At 67.1% G+C, this 17,053-nt stretch carries 13 protein-coding genes; 10 read left to right on the forward strand and 3 right to left on the reverse strand.

What is annotated here, in order from left to right; all coding sequences use genetic code 11:
* From NZL82_RS06270 to NZL82_RS06315, 10 genes are all read left to right on the forward strand, one after another.
* Window positions 1-3,207 (forward strand): efflux RND transporter permease subunit, encoded by a 3,207-nt coding sequence (locus tag NZL82_RS06270; RefSeq protein WP_261268914.1) that lies wholly within the window; start codon window positions 1-3, stop codon window positions 3,205-3,207.
* Window positions 3,208-3,468: 261 nt separating this feature from the next.
* A complete protein-coding gene (locus NZL82_RS06275; protein WP_261269053.1) occupies window positions 3,469-4,674 on the forward strand; it encodes a DUF445 domain-containing protein in 1,206 nt (401 codons plus the stop codon).
* A 97-nt stretch (window positions 4,675-4,771) separates the two neighbouring features.
* Entirely contained in the window at window positions 4,772-5,878 is a 1,107-nt protein-coding gene (locus NZL82_RS06280; protein WP_261268915.1) for an ABC transporter permease, read from the forward strand.
* On the forward strand, window positions 5,878-6,795 hold the full coding sequence (locus NZL82_RS06285; protein WP_261268916.1) for an ABC transporter ATP-binding protein: 918 nt from the start codon (window positions 5,878-5,880) through the stop codon (window positions 6,793-6,795). Before NZL82_RS06280 ends, NZL82_RS06285 begins: the two co-directional genes overlap by 1 nt.
* Entirely contained in the window at window positions 6,795-7,757 is a 963-nt protein-coding gene (locus NZL82_RS06290) for an MlaD family protein (RefSeq protein WP_261268917.1), read from the forward strand. Before NZL82_RS06285 ends, NZL82_RS06290 begins: the two co-directional genes overlap by 1 nt.
* Window positions 7,758-7,777: 20 nt before the next feature.
* A complete protein-coding gene (locus tag NZL82_RS06295) occupies window positions 7,778-8,362 on the forward strand; it encodes an ABC-type transport auxiliary lipoprotein family protein (RefSeq protein WP_261268918.1) in 585 nt (194 codons plus the stop codon).
* Between the two features lie 160 nt (window positions 8,363-8,522).
* Complete coding sequence (locus NZL82_RS06300; protein ID WP_261268919.1) at window positions 8,523-9,998, forward strand: efflux transporter outer membrane subunit; 1,476 nt, start codon at window positions 8,523-8,525, stop codon at window positions 9,996-9,998.
* Window positions 9,998-11,374: an efflux RND transporter periplasmic adaptor subunit gene (locus tag NZL82_RS06305; protein ID WP_261268920.1), complete on the forward strand. Its 1,377-nt coding sequence runs from the start codon at window positions 9,998-10,000 to the stop codon at window positions 11,372-11,374. The genes NZL82_RS06300 and NZL82_RS06305 overlap by 1 nt, the downstream gene beginning before the upstream one ends.
* Window positions 11,367-12,110, forward strand: a complete 744-nt coding sequence (locus NZL82_RS06310) for an ABC transporter ATP-binding protein (RefSeq protein WP_261268921.1) — start codon at window positions 11,367-11,369, stop codon at window positions 12,108-12,110. The genes NZL82_RS06305 and NZL82_RS06310 overlap by 8 nt, the downstream gene beginning before the upstream one ends.
* Window positions 12,110-13,315, forward strand: coding sequence for an ABC transporter permease (locus NZL82_RS06315; RefSeq protein ID WP_261268922.1), 1,206 nt, complete (start codon window positions 12,110-12,112; stop codon window positions 13,313-13,315). The genes NZL82_RS06310 and NZL82_RS06315 overlap by 1 nt, the downstream gene beginning before the upstream one ends.
* Here the strand turns inward: NZL82_RS06315 and NZL82_RS06320 are convergent.
* The 3 genes from NZL82_RS06320 to NZL82_RS06330 are packed head-to-tail and all read right to left on the reverse strand — an operon-like array spanning window position 13,284 to window position 17,051.
* Window positions 13,284-13,904 (reverse strand): NTP transferase domain-containing protein, encoded by a 621-nt coding sequence (locus NZL82_RS06320; RefSeq protein ID WP_261268923.1) that lies wholly within the window; start codon window positions 13,902-13,904, stop codon window positions 13,284-13,286. The two genes, NZL82_RS06315 and NZL82_RS06320, sit on opposite strands and share 32 nt — an antisense overlap.
* Window positions 13,891-14,814, reverse strand: a complete 924-nt coding sequence (locus tag NZL82_RS06325) for an XdhC family protein (RefSeq protein WP_261268924.1) — start codon at window positions 14,812-14,814, stop codon at window positions 13,891-13,893. The genes NZL82_RS06320 and NZL82_RS06325 overlap by 14 nt, the downstream gene beginning before the upstream one ends.
* On the reverse strand, window positions 14,814-17,051 hold the full coding sequence (locus NZL82_RS06330) for a xanthine dehydrogenase family protein molybdopterin-binding subunit (protein ID WP_261268925.1): 2,238 nt from the start codon (window positions 17,049-17,051) through the stop codon (window positions 14,814-14,816). The genes NZL82_RS06325 and NZL82_RS06330 overlap by 1 nt, the downstream gene beginning before the upstream one ends.
* Window positions 17,052-17,053 lie beyond the last annotated feature (2 nt).

The raw sequence follows: 17,053 nt of genomic DNA on the forward strand, positions 1-17,053 counted from the left end.
ATGAGTTTCCGCAACATCTCCGCCTGGGCGATCCGGAACCCGGTTCCGCCGATCGTCCTGTTCGTCGCGCTGACGCTGGCGGGGATCGTCAGCTTCATGCGGATGGACGTGAACAACGATCCCGACATCGATTTCCCGATCGTCGTGGTCGTCGTGAACCAGCCGGGTGCGGCACCGACCGAACTGGAGACGCAGGTCACCCAGCGGGTCGAGGCGGCGTTGCGGAACCTGCAGGGCGTCGACCAGATCACCTCGACCGTGACCGAGGGCACGTCGCAGACCCTGGTCCAGCTCGACATCGGCACGCCGATTGATCGCGCGGTCAGCGATGCGCGCGACGCGATCACCCAGATCCGCTCGATGCTGCCCGACGGCATTCTCGAGCCGCAGGTGATCCGCGTCGATTCGACCGACAACGATCTAGCCAGCTATTCGGCGGTGGCGTCCAACATGACGCCCGAACAGCTCAGCTGGTATATCGACAACAACGTCACCAAAGAGCTGCTGTCGGTCCCCGGCCTTTCCAAGGTCATCCGCAACGGCGGCGTGACTCGCGAAATCCGCGTCATCCTCGACCCTCTGAAGTTGCAGGCACAGGGCCTGACCGCCAGCGAGGTCAATGCGCAGCTTCGCATGACCAACCTGAACGCCGCCGGTGGCCGGGCCGAGATTGCGGGCACCGAGCAGGCGGTCCGCGTGCTGGGCAATGCGCGCAACGCCTATGACCTGGGCCAGACCCAGATCAACGTGCGCGGCGGACGCACGGTGCGGCTGGCCGATATCGCCACGGTCCGCGATCTCTATGCCGAGCAGCGTTCGCAGGCGGCGGTCGACGGGCGGCAGGTCATCAGCTTCGACTTTCAGCGCGCCAAGGGCGCCTCGGACGTCAGCGTCTATAACGGGGCAGTCGAGAAGCTGAAGGGACTGGAAAAGCGCAATCCGGAGGTGAAGTTCGTCCTCCGCTCGAACAGCGTCAAATATACCGAACAGCAATATGAAAGCGCCATCCATGCGATGATCGAGGGCGCGGTGCTGGCGGTGATCGTCGTCTTCCTGTTCCTGCGCGACTGGCGCGCGACGGTGATCTCGGCGCTGGCCATTCCGCTGTCGGCGATCCCGACCTTCTGGGTCATGGACCTGATGAACTTCACGCTCAACCAGATGACGCTGCTGGCGCTCAGCCTGGTGGCGGGCGTGCTGGTCGATGACGCGATCGTGGAGATCGAGAATATCGTGCGCCACATGCGCATGGGCAAATCCGCCTATCAGGCGTCGATCGACGCGGCGGACGAGATCGGCCTTGCCGTGCTGGGCACCACCATGGCGATCGTCGCGGTGTTCCTGCCCGTGTCGATCATGCCGGGCGTGCCGGGCCAGTATTTCAAGAATTTCGGCCTGACCGTCGTCGTTTCGGTGCTGATGAGCCTGGCGGTGGCGCGCATGATCACGCCGATGATCGCCGCCTATTTCCTGAAATCCGCCGGCCATGCCAGCCATGGCGAAGGTCGGCTGATGGACGCCTATATGGCGACGCTTCGCTGGTCGCTGCGCTATGATCGGCCCACGGATGGGGTGCGGCGTGGGGTCTTCCGACGGTTCTTCGGGCGGTTCCGCGACCATCGCCTGTGGGTGATCGGCATCGGCGTGCTCGCCTTCGTGCTGACCGTCGCGATGTTCGCGATCATCCCCAAGACGTTCCAGCCGCCGCAGGACAATGACCAGGCGGTCGCCAAAATCGAGATGGTGCCCGGCACGACGCTGGCCCAGACCGATCAGGTGGTGAAGCGGGTCGCGCAATTCCTGCGCAAGCAGCCCGATGTCGAATCGGTCTATTCGCGCACCGGCGTCGGCAATGGCCGGGTGGTCGCGACGTTGAAGGAGGATCGCTCGATGAAGAGCACCGACTTCGAACGCTCGCTCGCTCCCGAACTGGCGGCGATCCCCGATGCGCGCGTGTCGTTCCAGTCGCAATTCGGCTGGGGATCGAGCGGCCGCGACCTGACCATCACCCTGGGCGGCGACGACCCCGCCGTGCTGCGCGATACCGCCAACAAGATCGTCGAGCAGATGGGGACCGTGCCCGGCCTGGTCGCGCCGCGTATCGTCGGCAATCTCGACCGGCCGGAGATCGTCATCCGCCCGCGCCTCGACCTCGCGGCCAATCTGGGCGTGACGACGCAGGCGCTGTCGAGCGCGATCCGCATCGCGACGCTGGGCGACATCGACCAGAATTCGGCCCGCTTCTCGCTGTCGGATCGTCAGGTGCCGATCCGCGTCGCGCTGGACCAGAATGCCCGCGCGCGGCTTTCGACCATCCAGAACCTGCCGGTGCAGACCCAGACCGGCGGCTCGGTGCCCCTGAGCGTGGTCGCCGACATCGGACTGGGCGCGGGGCCGACCCAGATCGACCGCGTGAACCAGCGGCGTCAGGTGACGGTGGGCGCCGACCTGGCCAAGGGGGTCATCAGCGGCGACGCGATGAAGAAGGTCCATGACCTGCCGATCATGAAGAATCTGCCGATGGGGGTCAGCGAAATGGTGCTGGGCCAGGCCAAGATGCAGAACGAGATGATGACCAACTTCTTCACGGCGATCATCTCGGCGATCTTCATGGTCTTCGCGGTGCTGGTCCTGCTCTATCGCCGCTTCCTGCCGCCCTTCGTCAACATGGCCTCGCTGCTGCTCGCGCCGCTGGGCGGGTTGCTGGCGCTGTACTTCACCGGCAATCCGCTCTCGCTGCCGGTCTATATCGGCCTGTTGATGCTGTTGGGCATCGTCGCCAAGAACTCGATCCTGCTGATCGACTTCGCGCTGGAGGAGATCGCCAAGGGCGTGCCGGTGCGCGACGCGGTGCTGGATGCGGGCCACAAGCGCGCGCAGCCGATCGTGATGACCACGGTCGCGATGGTCGCAGGCATGATCCCCACCGCTTTGTCGCTGGGTGGCGACGGATCCTGGCGCAGCCCGATGGGCGTGACGGTGATCGGCGGTCTGGCGCTGTCGACCATCCTGACCCTGCTGATCGTACCTGCGGCATTCAGCCTGGCAGTGGGAGTCGAGCGCTGGATCGGTCCGCGCCTCGGCAAGCGCCTGCTGACCTACAAGCCCGGCGACGAACTGGGCGGCGGGCCGGTGATCGAGGGACCGGCTGGCGGCCCCGCATTGCCGCCTGCGACGGGCAAGCTGGGCTACGGCCCGGCCGAGTGACGGGCGCTTTCCTCCCCTAGAAGGGGAGGTGGCACGCCGCAGGCCCGGCGGAGGGGTGTCGCGTTGTCGAGGGGGGAACACCCCTCAGGCGCGCAACGCGCGCCACCTCTCCTCGCAGGGAAGGAATGGAGAGCGGCCCCGTTTCGTTACGCCTAGGAAAGATTCCCCTTGAACAAACCCGCCGCTCGCGGATTGTTCTGATTGATGGAAGTCGCGATGCGATCGGGGGGTAGCCAGACCGTTCCACCCGCCCTGCGGAAGATGCGGGTCGTGGCCACCGGGCTGCTCGTCGCTATGGCGGCGCTCTATCTGGTATCGCGGGCGATGCAGCCGATGCATCCGGCCTGGGGTTTCGTCCGCGCCTTTGCCGAGGCGGCGATGGTCGGTGGACTGGCCGACTGGTTCGCCGTCACCGCGCTGTTCCGCCATCCGCTGGGGCTGCCCATCCCGCATACGGCGATCGTGCCGCGCAACAAGGATCGTATCGGTGACACGCTCGCCAATTTCCTGCGCACCAATTTCCTGATCCCCCGCGTCGTCGCGCGGCGCATGAACCGGCTGGACGTGGCGGGCGCGGCGGGGCGCTGGCTGGCGCAGCCGCCGCAGGAGGGCGGGCGCATCCGGCGCGGCGCGTCGCGGCTATTCGCCGAAATGTTGACCGCCTTCGATCCCCAAAGGCTGGGCGGCATGGTCAAGGCGGGGATCGGTTCCCGGCTCCGTGCGACCGAGGTGTCGCCGATCCTGGGACAGTTGCTCAAGGCCACCATCGCCGAGGGGCGGCATCTGCCGCTGCTCGACTCGGTGCTGCGCTGGGCAGCGAGCGCGCTGGAGGCGAATGAGCCGATCGTCCGGGCGATGGTGCATGAACGCGCCGGGGCGATCCTGCGCTGGACCGGGCTGGACGAGACGCTGGCCGACAAGCTGATCGACGGACTGCACAAGCTGCTCCACGATGTCGCCGAGGACCGCGAGCATCCGCTGCGCCTGAAGATCGAGGAAGGTCTCGATCGGCTCGCCTGGGACCTGCAATATGATCCGGACACGCGCGCGCGGGTGGAGTCGATGAAGAACGACCTGATCGCGAATCCGGCGATGCAGCGATGGCTTGACGGACTATGGGAACAGGCGCGCGAGGCGCTGCTCCGCATGGCACGCGATCCGCAGGCGGTGACCGCCGGGCGGCTGGGCGATACGCTGCGCCAACTGGGACAGACGCTTCAGGGCGACCCGCGACTGGCGGCGACGATCAACCGTTTCGTGCGCCGCGCGGTGGTGGGCGTCGCGGCCGATTATGGCGACGGCATCGTCCGGCTGGTGTCGGAGACGGTGCGCGGATGGGATGCGGACACGGTCACCTCGCGGTTGGAGAATGCGGTGGGCCGCGACCTGCAATATATCCGGATCAACGGGACGCTGGTCGGCGGCAGCGTCGGCCTGGTCCTTCACGCCGTGGACAGGTTGCTTTGAAAACGTCACGCAAACGTCTAATTACCGGTCGAGGTCGATTCGTCGTTCCCACGAAGCGCCTTGTCGATACCTTCGCTTTCGCTCAAAGAGGCAGGTGATGAACGCCAAGGCCGATTATCAGCTGGATCCGGCGAACGGTGGCGCGATGCGCTTTACCGGCAGCCTATCGCTGGCGACGCTGGGCGACCTGCCGGAACGGCTCGACCGCGAGAAGGCACCCGTCCAGCGGCTCGACCTGTCGCAGGTCGAGCGGATCGACACGGTCGGCGCCTGGCTGGTCCACCGCTTCGCCGCGCGCAACAATGCGCGGATCGACGGGCTGGATGAGGATCAGCGCCATCTGCTCGACAAGGTGGTCGAGGCGGATCAACCCGTGGCGATGCGGCCCCATGCGATCAGCCCCTTTACCCGCGTGGCGGGGGAGGTGGGCGACGCGGTCGTCGCCGCGTTCAAGACGTTGTACGGCCTGCTCGGCTTCATGGGGGCGACGGTGCTGGCCGCGCTGGCCGTGATCCGCCATCCGCGTCGTTTCCGCTTCAATGCGGTGGTGCATGAATTCGAGACAGTCGGCGTCACCGCGCTGGCGATCGTCGGGTTGATGAGCTTCCTGATCGGGATCGTCATCGCGCAACAGGGCGCGGTACAGCTTCGCCAATTCGGCGCGGAGGTGTTCACGATCAATCTGGTCGGTCGCCTGACGCTTCGCGAACTGGGCGTGCTGATGACCGCGATCATGGTCGCGGGCCGCTCCGGCTCGGCCTTTGCGGCGCAACTCGGCACGATGAAGCTGACCGAGGAAATCGACGCGATGCGCGTCATCGGCGTGTCGCCGATGGAGGCCTTGGTGCTGCCGCGCACGCTGGCGGCGGTCACGTTGATGCCACTGCTCGGTTTCTATTCGTCGCTGATCGCGATGATCGGCGGATGCTTTCTGGCGGCGGTGTCGCTGGGTATTCCCCCGATCACCTTCATCGCCCGCATTCGCGAGGTGGTGCCGATCACCGACCTGTATGTGGGATTGATCAAGGCGCCGGTTTTCGGCGCGATCATCGCGATCGCGGGCTGTTTCCAGGGGATGCAGGTCAAGTCCGACGCCGAGCAGGTCGGCCTGCGCACCACGGCGGCGGTGGTGCAGGCGATCTTCCTGGTGATCGTGCTCGACGCGTTCTTCGCGGTGTTTTTCACCTGGATCGGATGGGATTGATGGCCGAACAGGACGAACATCTGATCAGGGTCCGGGGCCTGCGCAACAGCTTTGGCGAGCAGGTGATTCACGACGGGCTCGACCTGGACGTGCGCAAGGGCGAGATTCTGGGCGTGGTCGGCGGATCGGGCACCGGCAAGTCGGTGCTGATGCGCACGATCATCGGCCTCCAGACCCCCGATGCGGGCGACATCACCGTGTTCGGCGAGCCGACCATCGGGCGCGAAGCGACCGAGGCGGTCGATGTGCGCAAGCGCTGGGGCGTGTTGTTCCAGGGCGGCGCTTTGTTCTCGACGCTGACCGTGGCAGAGAATGTCGCGGTGCCGTTGCGCGAATTCTACCGCGACCTGCCCCAGGCGCTGATGGATGAGATCGCGTCCTACAAGGTCGTGATGACCGGCCTTCCGGCCGATGCCGGGCCCAAATATCCGGCCGAACTGTCGGGCGGCATGAAGAAGCGCGCCGGTCTGGCGCGGGCGCTGGCGCTCGATCCCGAACTGCTCTTCCTCGACGAGCCGACCGCGGGGCTCGACCCGATCGGCGCGGCAGCGTTCGACCAGTTGATCGCGTCGCTCCAGAAGACGCTGGGGCTGACCGTCTTCCTCATCACCCATGACCTCGATACGCTCTATGCGATCTGCGACCGGGTGGCGGTGCTGGCGGACAAGAAGGTGATCGCGGTCGGGACGATCGACGAGCTGATCGCGCTCGACCATCCGTGGATCGAGGAATATTTCAAGGGGCCCCGCGGGCGTGCCGCGATCGCCGCCAAGGATGAAGTGGCCGACATCCGGCCCCGTTCGGCGGACACCGACGCCGCGCGCCATCCGACCGAAGTCGAAGCCCATATCACCGGCCAGCATTCGCAGGGGAGTGAGGCCGATGCCCATGCGAGAGGCGAACCAGGGACACGCTGATGGAAACTCGTTCGAACCACGTCCTTGTCGGCTCCGTCGTGCTGATCCTGCTCGTCGTGCTGGCGCTTTTCACCGTCTGGATCGCCCGGCTGGGCGGTACGTCGGAGAAGGAATATGACATCTTCTTCCGACAGTCGGTCGATGGCTTGGCCAAGGGATCGGCGGTCACCTATTCGGGTGTGCCCTCGGGCCAGGTGAAGGAGATCGCGCTGTGGCGTCCCGATCCGCAATTCGTGCGGGTTCGCGTCGCGGTCAACGAGCAGACGCCGATCCTCCAGGGTACCACCGCCTCGATCTCGGCCAGCTTCACGGGCACCAGCACCATCTCGCTCGATGGCGCGCGCAAGGGGGCGCCGCCGATCACCTGCCCGACGCCCGAGAACCGGACCGTCTGCCCCTATGACGTGCCGGTCATCCCGACCAAGCAGGGCGGCATCGGCGCGATCCTGAACTCCGCGCCGCAGTTGCTGGAGCGGCTGTCGACGCTGACCGAGCGGCTGACCGGCCTCTTGTCGGATCGTAACCAGGCGTCGATCGCGGGTATCCTCGACAATACCAACCGCCTGACCGATGCATTGGCCGATCGCGGGCCGGAGATCGCGGCGACGCTGGCGCAAACCCGCGTGGCGATCCAGCAGGCGGGCGATGCGGCGCAGTCAATCGGCCAGCTGGCGGCGACGACCAACGGCCTGCTCGCCGAAGACGTCAAGCCGACCATGGTCAATCTGAACAAGGCGATCGCTTCGGCCCAGAAGAGCGCCGACACGCTGAATTCGGCGATCGGCGATGCGCGGCCGGGCCTGCAGACCTTCTCGAAGCAGACGGTGCCCGAGGTGGATCGTCTGGTGAAGGACCTGCGCGTCATGACCCAGTCGCTGTCGGCGGTGGCCGAAAAGGTCGACCAGCAGGGCGCGGGGTCGCTGATCGGGCAGCAGAAGCTGCCGGACTATAAGGGCAAGTGAGGAAGCCGATGAGGACCGTCATGAAGACTCCGCTGATCGTTCTGATGGCTTCGCTTCCGCTGGCGGGCTGCATCAGCTTCGGCGCCAAGCCGCCGCCCTCGCTGCTGACGCTTCAGGCGCAGTCGGCCCCCGTGGTGGGGCAGACGCAGGATTCGGGGCGCGGCAAGTCGATCACCGTCCAGGTGCCCAGCGCGCCGCAGGAACTCGCCACCGCGCGCGTGCCGGTGCAGGAGGATGCGACCAGCATCGCCTATGTCAAGGACGCGCAATGGGCCGAGCCGCCGACGCGGCTGTTCGCGCGGCTGATGGCGGACACGCTGACCGCGCGGGCGGGCCGGGTGGTGCTGTCGACGCGCGATTCGATCGGCGATCCGGGCGATCGGCTGGGCGGCGAATTGCGCCAGTTCGGCATGGACGCGACCCGGCGCGAGGCGGTGGTGATGTTTGACGCCGCCCTGCAGCGCGACGGCCAGACGAGCATCGAGAAGCGTCGCTTCGAAGCACGCGTGCCGGTCGGCAAGATCGACGCCGAAAGCGTCGGCCCCGCGCTGAACCAGGCGGCGAACCAGGTGGCGCAGCAGGTGTCTGACTGGGTGGGGCGGTAACCCGATACTCCTCCCCCGTGCGGGGGAGGATTTTGTTCGGCCCCGGACCTAATCTCTGGAAAAATATACGCCACCTCATGACGGCGATTTCCACCATCCGTCACATTTTGCGACATAAACGCACTGGACGGGCCCGTAACGGCGGGGCAGGTTCGCCGCCATGAAGCCTCGCGCCCGCGTCCTTCTCCTGGCCACAGCCGCCTTGTCCGGTTGTACGGTCGGCCCCGATTACCGTCCCGCCGCTCCCCAAGAGCTGGGGGTGCCCGCCAATTGGTCGGTACCCGCAGCTAACGCGCAGGCACAGGACCTTGGCCGGTGGTGGCGGTCGTTCAACGACCCGTTGCTGGCCGAGTTGGTCGAGCAGGCGGTGATCGCCAATACGGATGTCGTGCAAGCCATCGCCCGATTGCGGCAGGCGCGCGAAAGCCTGATCCAGAGCCGCGCCTCGCTGCTGCCCACCGTGTCCGGTTCGACCGGCTATCAGCGGAACGAGAATCTGCGCGGCGGCGGGCGCAGCTTCACGCTGCCCGATGGCACGGTGGTCGATACCGGCGGGGGCGGCAGCAACAGCTTCACTGTCGGCCTGTCCGCCAGCTATCAGGTCGGCCTGTTCGGCGAATTGCGCCGCACCGTGGAGGCGACGCGCGCGACCTATGAGGGCGCGGGCTTCACCTATGCCGCGACGCTGCTGACCGTCGAGAGCGAGCTGGCGCGCAACTATGTGCTCGCGCGGACCTATCAGGCGCAGCTTGCCAATGCGCGGGCCAGCCTGGCGCTGCAGGACGACAATCTGGAGATTGCGGGCTTCCGGGTGCGGGCGGGACTGGTGTCCTCGCTCGACGCCGAGCAGGCGCGGGGACAGCGGGCGCAGACCGCCGCGACCATCCCGACGCTGGAGCAGCAATATAATACCGCCGTCTCGCGCCTGGGCGTGCTGACCGCGCAGGCGCCCGGTGCGCTCAAGGCGCGGCTGGAGGCGGTGCGGCCGATCCCCAGCGGACCGGCAGTGATCGGCGTCGGCATCCCGGCCGACATATTGCGCCGCCGCCCGGATGTCCGCGCGGCCGAGCGCAACCTGGCCGCCGCCACGGCGCGGATCGGCGTGGCGCAGGCGGCGCTCTATCCCGCGCTCGCCATCTCCGGCAATATCAACGCCGCGGCGACCAGCATCGGCTCGCTGGGCGATGCGATCACCGGCAGCCTGTTCGCCGGGCTGACCCAGGCGATCTTCAACGGCGGCCGCCTGCGCAGCCAGGTCCGCAACGCCCAGGCGCTCGCCGATCAGAGCTATGCCGCCTATCAGGGCACCGTCCTGCTGGCGCTGGAGGATGTCGAGAACGCCATCGTCGCACTCAACACCGCGCGCGAGCGGGAGCGGCTGTTCGCGATCCAGCTCGACGCGGCGCGCAACTCGGCGATCCTGGCGCGCAGCCAGTATCGCACGGGCCTGACCGATTTCACCACCCTGTCGCAGCAGGAGGCGTCGTTGCTGAGCGCCCAGAACGGGCTGGTCCAGGCGCGCTCGGACGCCGCCACCGCGCAGGTCGCGCTGTTCGCCGCGCTGGGCGGCGGATGGGACGACAGCACCACCCCCGAAGCGCCGCCGCGCGCGACGCAAACCCCGGACAACCGCTGATGGCCGATCAGACTCTCGACGATTTCCTGGGCGTGAAGCCGCAACCGCGCTGGCGCAAATGGGTGCAGTGGGGCGTCGTGATCCTGGGCGTCGTGCTGCTCGCGGTGCTGCTGAAAAGCTGTTTCGGCGGGTCGGACCAGGCGGGCTATGCCACCGCCCCCGTCTCGCGCGGCAACCTGACCGTGACCGTCTCGGCCACCGGCAAGCTCGCCCCGACCAACCAGGTGACGGTCGGCTCGCAGCTGTCGGGTCTGGTGACGAAGGTCGTGGTCGATGTGAACGACCGGGTGAAGGCGGGCGAGGCGCTGGCGCTGATCGATCCCGAACAGATTGACGACCAGATCCGGGCGGCGCAGGCGACGCTGTCCGCCAACCAGGCGCAGGTGGCGCAGGCGCGCGCGACCGTGGCCGAATCGCAGGCGCAGCTGCGGCGGCTGGAGGAAGTTTACAAGCTGTCCAACGGCCGCGTGCCCTCCGGCACCGAACTCCAGGCCGGGCGCGCCGATGCCCAGCGGGCGGTCGCCGCGCTCCGCGTCGCGGAAGCCAATGTCGCCGCCGCGCGTGCGCAGCTCGCCCAGTCGCAGACCCAGCGGCAGCGTGCGATCATCCGCTCGCCCGTGTCGGGCGTGGTGCTGGCGCGGCAGGTCGATCCCGGCCAGACGGTCGCGGCGTCGTTCAACACGCCGACCCTGTTCGTCATCGCCGAAGACCTGACCCAGATGAAGCTGGAGGTCGCGATCGACGAGGCCGATGTCGGCGAGGTGAAGGTCGGGCAAAAGGCCAATTTCACCGTCGACGCCTTTCCGGGCCGGACCTTTCCCGCGACGATCACCCGCGTCGATCTGGGATCGAACCTGACGGTCAGCGCGGCGACCTCGTCCACCTCCTCGACTGCCAGCAGCACGTCGACCACGGGACAGGTGGTCAGCTATGCCGCCGATCTGACCGTCGCCAATCCCGACCTGCAACTCCGCCCCGGTATGACCGCGACGGCCGATATCGTGACCTCGGACAAGCGCGGCGTCATGCTGATCCCCAATGCCGCATTGCGCTTCCAGCCGTCCGATAGGGCGAGCCAGGGTGGCGGCGGCATTGCGGGCTCGCTGACCTTCCGTCCGCGCCGCGACCGGGCGGCGCGCACCGCCACCGTCCAGCGCGGCGCGACCCAGACCGTCTATGTCCGAGGTACGGACGGCAAGCCGCAGCCGGTGCAGATCGTCACCGGCGACACCAACGGATCGATGACCGAAGTATTGTCGGGCGGCCTGAAGCCGGGGATGCAGGTCATCACCGGCCAGCTTGCGGCGGGCCAGAGCGCGCCGGCGGCGGGTGGTCAGCGTCGTCAGGGGCAGCGCGGGGGCGGCGGTGGTGGCTGATGCGCCCCTGATCCAGCTTCGCGGCGTCACCAAGACCTATGGTAGCGGCGCGACCCAGTTCCAGGCGCTGAAGGGCGTCGATCTGGACATTGCGGGCGGCGATTTCGTCGCGGTGATGGGGCCTTCGGGGTCGGGCAAGTCGACCACGATGAACATTCTGGGCTGCCTCGACGTGCCGAGCGGCGGCAATTTCCTGTTCCGCGGCCATCATGTCGAGACGCTGGACCGCGACCAGCGCGCGATGCTGCGGCGGCGCTATCTGGGCTTCGTGTTCCAGGGGTTCAACCTGCTGTCGCGCACCACTGCGCTGGAGAATGTCGAGCTGCCGCTGCTCTATCGGGGCGAGGACAAGAAGACGCGGCGCGAACTCGGCATGGCGGCGCTGGAGAAGGTGGGACTCGACCAATGGTGGGATCATACCCCCGCCGAACTGTCGGGCGGGCAGCAGCAGCGCGTGGCGATCGCGCGCGCCATCGTCACCAGCCCCGACGTGCTGCTGGCCGACGAGCCGACCGGCAATCTCGATTCCGAACGCTCGGTGGAGATCATGGAGTTGCTGACCGGGCTCAACCGGGACAGCGGCATCACCGTGCTGATGGTCACGCACGAACCCGACATGGCGGCGTTCGCGCGCACCGTCATCCATTTTAAGGACGGGCTGGTCGATCGGATCGAGGCACAGCACAGGCCGGGCACCATGCCGGTGCCGGATGCGCCCGCGACGGATATGCACTGATGTTCGGCACCACGCTTCTCCTCGCGATCCGCTCGATCCGGCGGCATATGCTGCGGTCGTTCCTGACGACGCTGGGCATCATCATCGGCGTCGGCGCGGTCGTGACGATGGTGACGCTGGGCAAGGCGACCACGGCCGCGGTACAGCAGTCCATATCGTCGCTGGGCACCAACATCCTTCAGGTCCGGCCCGGCCAGGGCTTCGGGCGCGGCGGCGGCGGCCCGCGTCCGCCCGACTTCAAGCCCGAGGATGTCGAGGCGATCGCCGACCAGATCGCGGGCGTGACGGCGGTCGCGCCCCAGGCCCAGACGACCGCGACCGCGATTTATGAAGGCGCGAACTGGTCGACCACGGTGACCGGTACGACGCTCGCCTATTTCACGGTGCAGCCCTGGCCGCTGGCATCGGGGCGGCTCTGGACTCCGGCGGAGGAAGCGTCGGGCAAGGCGGTGTGCATCATCGGCAATACGGTCCGCAAGAACCTGTTCCCCAGCACCGAGGCGGTCGGCAAGCGCTTCCGCATCGGCGCGATCAGTTGCGATGTGGTCGGCGTGCTGACGACGCGCGGGCAGGGCGGGTTCGGCGATCAGGACGATGTGGTGCTCATGCCGATCAAGGCGGTGCAGCGCCGCTTCACCGGCAGCCGCGACATCCGCCTGATGCTGGTCGGCATCGATCAGGCCTATCAGACGAACGCGGTACAGGCCTCGCTAACCGACCTGCTGCGCGAACGGCGCAACATCACCGGCGGCAAGGAAGATGATTTCAACATCTTCGACACCAAGCAGATCAGCGACACGCTGACCAGCACGACGACGATGCTGACCCGGATCGTCGCGGCGGTGGCGGCGATCAGCCTGGTGGTCGGCGGCATCGGCATCATGAACATCATGCTGGTGTCGGTGACCGAGCGGACGCGCGAGATCGGCATTCGCCTGGCCATCGGTGCGGTCGCGCGCGAAGTGCTGATGCAGTTCCTGGTCGAGGCGGTGGTGCTGTCCTGCCTGGGCGGGATCATCGGCCTGATCCTGGCGCAGGCGATTATCGCCGCACTGGTGCCGTTGATGCAGGTGCCGTGGACCTTCGATCCGCAGATCAACGTCATCGCCTTTGCGATTTCGGCGGTGATCGGGGTGGTGTTCGGCTATTTCCCCGCACGACGCGCGGCGGCGCTCAATCCGATCGATGCTCTACGGCACGAGTGATCCGCTCGGGCGCGTGGACGAGCTGGCGTAGCCGTTCCAGATCCTCGGGCGTGTCGATGTCGATCAACTCGGCGGGGGCGGTCACGACATGCCGTCCACCGGCGACCAGCTTGCGGCCGCCCTCATCACCCTCCAGTTCGAGCAGCGCCTCGAACTGGCCCGCGCCGAAGACGCCGGGCGGGGTGGGATGCTCGCCATTGCTCGACACCACGACCGCGTCGGGTCCATCAAAGGCGTCGAACAGGCGATAGATATGCGCCGCCGTCACGCGCGGCATATCGGCCAGTGCGATCAGGATCGCCTTGGGGCCGGACTTGATCGCCTCCTGCACGCCCAGATGCAGCGAGAAGGACATGCCTTTGGCGATGTCGTCATTGTGGATCACGCGGTAGCCGCGCGAGGCGAAGTCGAGCTGGCATCCGTCGGTGACGACGATCCGGTCGGCGAAGGGGATGCTCTCCAGCGCGGTGGTGACGTGGAAACCCACCGGCTTGCCGAGAAATTCCGCCTCCAGCTTGTTCTCCATCCCGAAGCGGCTCGACTGACCCGCCGCCAGCAGGACCAGCACCACATCTTCAGCGTCGATCATGAAAGGCTCCTATCATCGCCGCCGCGATCGACAGAGCGATCTCCGACGGGCCGATCGCACCGATGTCCAGCCCGACCGGGCCATCGATCCGGTCGATCGCCTCGGGGGAAACGCCCATCGCCGCCAGACGCTCCCGCCGCGCCGCATGGCTGCGCCGACTGCCCAAGGCACCGACATAGGCGGTGTCCGCGGCAAGCGCCGCGACCAGCGCGGGGTCGTCGATCTTGGTGTCGTGGCTGAGCGTCACCACGGCGGTCGCCGGACCGGGCGCATAGGCCGCCACCGCCTCGTCGGGCCAGCGATCGTCGAGCGTGACGCCGGGGAAACGCTCTTCGGTCAGGAAGCGCGCGCGCGGGTCGATGACGGTGGTGGCGATGCCCAGCGTCTGCGCCAGCTGCGCCAGACTCTGTGCGATCTGCACCGCCCCGACGATCAGCAAGCGGCGCGGCGGGTCGTAGCGGTTGGCGAAGACCTCGCCCGTCTCGACCGGCCGCAGGTCGGAATGACCGGTGGCGAGGTCGGTGATGACGGTGAGCGCGCGGCCCTGCTCGCGGGCTTCGCCGATCCGGTCGAATAATTCGGGGTCGAAGCCGTCCGCTGACACGGGCTGCACCATCACCGCGATCTCGCCGCCGCAGGGCAGGCCGACCTCCCAGGCGGAGGCATCCGCCACGCCGTAGCGCTTCACCTGAAACGGGGCGCCCGCGATCACCTCCGCGGCGGTGTGGAGGATATCGTTCTCGACGCAGCCACCCGACACCGATCCCTCGAACCGGCCATCGGCATGGACCAGCATATGGCTGCCACGCGGACGCGGTGCCGACCCCCAGGTCGACACCACCGTCGCGATCGCCATCGGCTCGCCCCGCCATTCCCTGGCGGCGGCGAGGACACTGTCATGGTCGCTCATCAAAGCGCCGGGAGATGATCGAGCAGCTTGTCGAGCGTCACCGGCATCTCGCGCACCCGAACGCCCGTGGCGTTGTAGATGGCGTTGACCACCGCCGGCGCCGCGCCGGAAATGCCCAGCTCGCCAATCCCCTTGGCGTGGATCGGGTTGGCATGGATGTCCCGCTCGTCGAGGAAATGCACCTCCAACTGGGGCACGTCGGCGTTCACCGGCACATGATATTCCGCGAGGTCATGGTTGACCAGCTTGCCGGTGCGCGGGTCGTGGATGAGTTCCTCGGTCAGCGCGGTGCCGATGCCGAAGGTCATGCCGCCCAGGCATTGCGAGCGCGCGGTCTTGGCGTTGAGCACGCGCCCCGCCGCAAACACGCCCAGCATCCGCCGCACGCGCACTTCGCCCGTGACGACGTTGACGCCGACCTCGGCGAAATGCGCGCCATAGCTGGCCTGCTGGAACTGCTTTTCCTGCTTCCCCGGCTTGATCTCGCCAATCGCGGACAGGCCGTCCTTGCCGACCAGTTCGCTCAGCGGGACCGAGCGATTGTCTCCGATCGCCATGCCGTCCTTGAGCGTGAGATCATCGGCCTTCACGCCCATCGCCTTGGCCAGTTTCTCGCGCACCCGCTCGGCGGCGAGATAGACCGCCGACCCGGCGGAAGCCGCGCCCCAGGATCCGCCCGACCCGGCGGCAGGGGGATCGTTGGTATCGCCCAGCGCCATCGTCACACGCTCGACCGGCAAGCCGAGGATTTCGGCGGCGATCTGCGCCATGATGGTATAGCTGCCCGTGCCAATATCGGTCATCGCCGACGAGACCGTCGCGCTGCCGTCCGGATGGAGTTCGACCTTGGCGGCGGACAACTGCAACTGATTGGAGCGGCAGGCGGACGCCACGCCCATGCCGATCAGCCAATCGCCCTCGCGCCGCTGGCCGGCCGCCTGACGCTGGTCCCAGCCGAAATGCTTCGCGCCCTCTTCCAACGAACGGGTCAGGTTGCGCGAGGAATAGGGGACCTTGAGTTCGGGGTCCTGTTCGGGATCGTTGATCTTGCGAAGATCGATCGGGTCGATGCCGATCTTCTCGGCCAGTTCGTCCATGGCGCATTCCATGCCGACCATGCCCACCGCCTCGCCCGGCGCGCGCATCGAGCCGGAGAGCAGCCAGTTCAGCCGCACCACGTCATGGTTGATCCGCCGATTCTCGCCCGCATAGAGGAAGTGCGTGCCGATCCCGACGGGCTCGAAGAAATCCTCGTCGGGCAGGTTGGAGGTGATCGCCTCATGTCCCAGCGCGACGATCCGGCCGCCCGCCTCGGCGCCCAGCCGCATCCGCTGTTCGGTATTGGAGCGGCGGACGGTGGCGTCGAACACCTGCTGGCGCAGCATCACCGCCTTGACCGGGCGGTTCAGCCGCTTGGCGGCGATGGCGGCGGCGACGCTTTCGGGCGCGATGCCCAACTTCGACCCAAAGCCGCCGCCGATATAGCGCGAGATGATCCGCACCTTGGACTGCGACACGCCCAATGCCTTGGCGAGCTGCTGCGCGTCCGAGGTCGGCATCTGGTACGCGCCGTACAGCGTCAGCGCCCCCTCTTCCCACACCGCGATCGAGGCATGCGGCTCCATCGCGGCCGAGTTCTGGCTGGGGGTGGTGTAGGTGACGTCGACCTTGACCGCGGCATTTTCGAACGCCTTGTCGAAATCGCCCTGGTCATAATGGCCCTTGATCAGGCCGTCGGGGGCGGGTTCGGCCTGATCCTTGTTCGCTTCATAGTCGAAATTGCCGTCGAGCGGCTCATAGTCGACCTTCAGCCGCTTGGCGGCATCACGCGCGACCTCGAAGCTTTCGGCGATGACGATGGCGATGATCTCGCCGAAATAATCTACCGTGCGGACCCCTTGCGTCGGGGCCTCGGTCTCGCCGCCTTGCTGCGGGTTGCGGATGAAACTGGCATAGTCGGTAATGACGTCGATCACGCCGGGGATGGCCTTCACCGCTTCGGCGTCGATCGACTTGACCTTGGCATGGCCCTTCGTGGCGCTGACCAGCACGCCATGCGCACAGTTTTCTATGGCATATTCGGCGGCATAGGTGGCGGTGCCCGTCACCTTTTTCGGCCCGTCTACCCGGTCGAGCGGTTTGGAAATCACCCCTTGCACGCCCGTATCGAGCAGGCTGTCGGGATGCGGCTGATTCATGGTCAGCGAATGCGTGTCGTCCTTGCCGAATCCGAACATGG

The organism is Sphingomonas sp. LC-1, from assembly GCF_025371035.1.
In the GTDB taxonomy this organism is placed as follows: domain Bacteria; phylum Pseudomonadota; class Alphaproteobacteria; order Sphingomonadales; family Sphingomonadaceae; genus Sphingomonas; species Sphingomonas sanguinis_E.

Bases quoted from the DNA above. Each gene is read 5' to 3' on its own strand.
- NZL82_RS06270 (WP_261268914.1), top strand. From the start codon at position 1: ATGAGTTTCCGCAACATCTCCGCCTGGGCGATCCGGAACCCGGTTCCG.
- NZL82_RS06325 (WP_261268924.1), bottom strand. From the start codon at position 14,814: ATGAGCGACCATGACAGTGTCCTCGCCGCCGCCAGGGAATGGCGGGGC.
- NZL82_RS06330 (WP_261268925.1), bottom strand. From the start codon at position 17,051: ATGTTCGGATTCGGCAAGGACGACACGCATTCGCTGACCATGAATCAG.
- NZL82_RS06280 (WP_261268915.1), top strand. From the start codon at position 4,772: ATGAACGCCAAGGCCGATTATCAGCTGGATCCGGCGAACGGTGGCGCG.
- NZL82_RS06275 (WP_261269053.1), top strand. From the start codon at position 3,469: ATGCGGGTCGTGGCCACCGGGCTGCTCGTCGCTATGGCGGCGCTCTAT.
- NZL82_RS06285 (WP_261268916.1), top strand. From the start codon at position 5,878: ATGGCCGAACAGGACGAACATCTGATCAGGGTCCGGGGCCTGCGCAAC.
- NZL82_RS06320 (WP_261268923.1), bottom strand. From the start codon at position 13,904: ATGATCGACGCTGAAGATGTGGTGCTGGTCCTGCTGGCGGCGGGTCAG.
- NZL82_RS06315 (WP_261268922.1), top strand. From the start codon at position 12,110: ATGTTCGGCACCACGCTTCTCCTCGCGATCCGCTCGATCCGGCGGCAT.
- NZL82_RS06290 (WP_261268917.1), top strand. From the start codon at position 6,795: ATGGAAACTCGTTCGAACCACGTCCTTGTCGGCTCCGTCGTGCTGATC.
- NZL82_RS06295 (WP_261268918.1), top strand. From the start codon at position 7,778: ATGAAGACTCCGCTGATCGTTCTGATGGCTTCGCTTCCGCTGGCGGGC.
- NZL82_RS06300 (WP_261268919.1), top strand. From the start codon at position 8,523: ATGAAGCCTCGCGCCCGCGTCCTTCTCCTGGCCACAGCCGCCTTGTCC.
- NZL82_RS06305 (WP_261268920.1), top strand. From the start codon at position 9,998: ATGGCCGATCAGACTCTCGACGATTTCCTGGGCGTGAAGCCGCAACCG.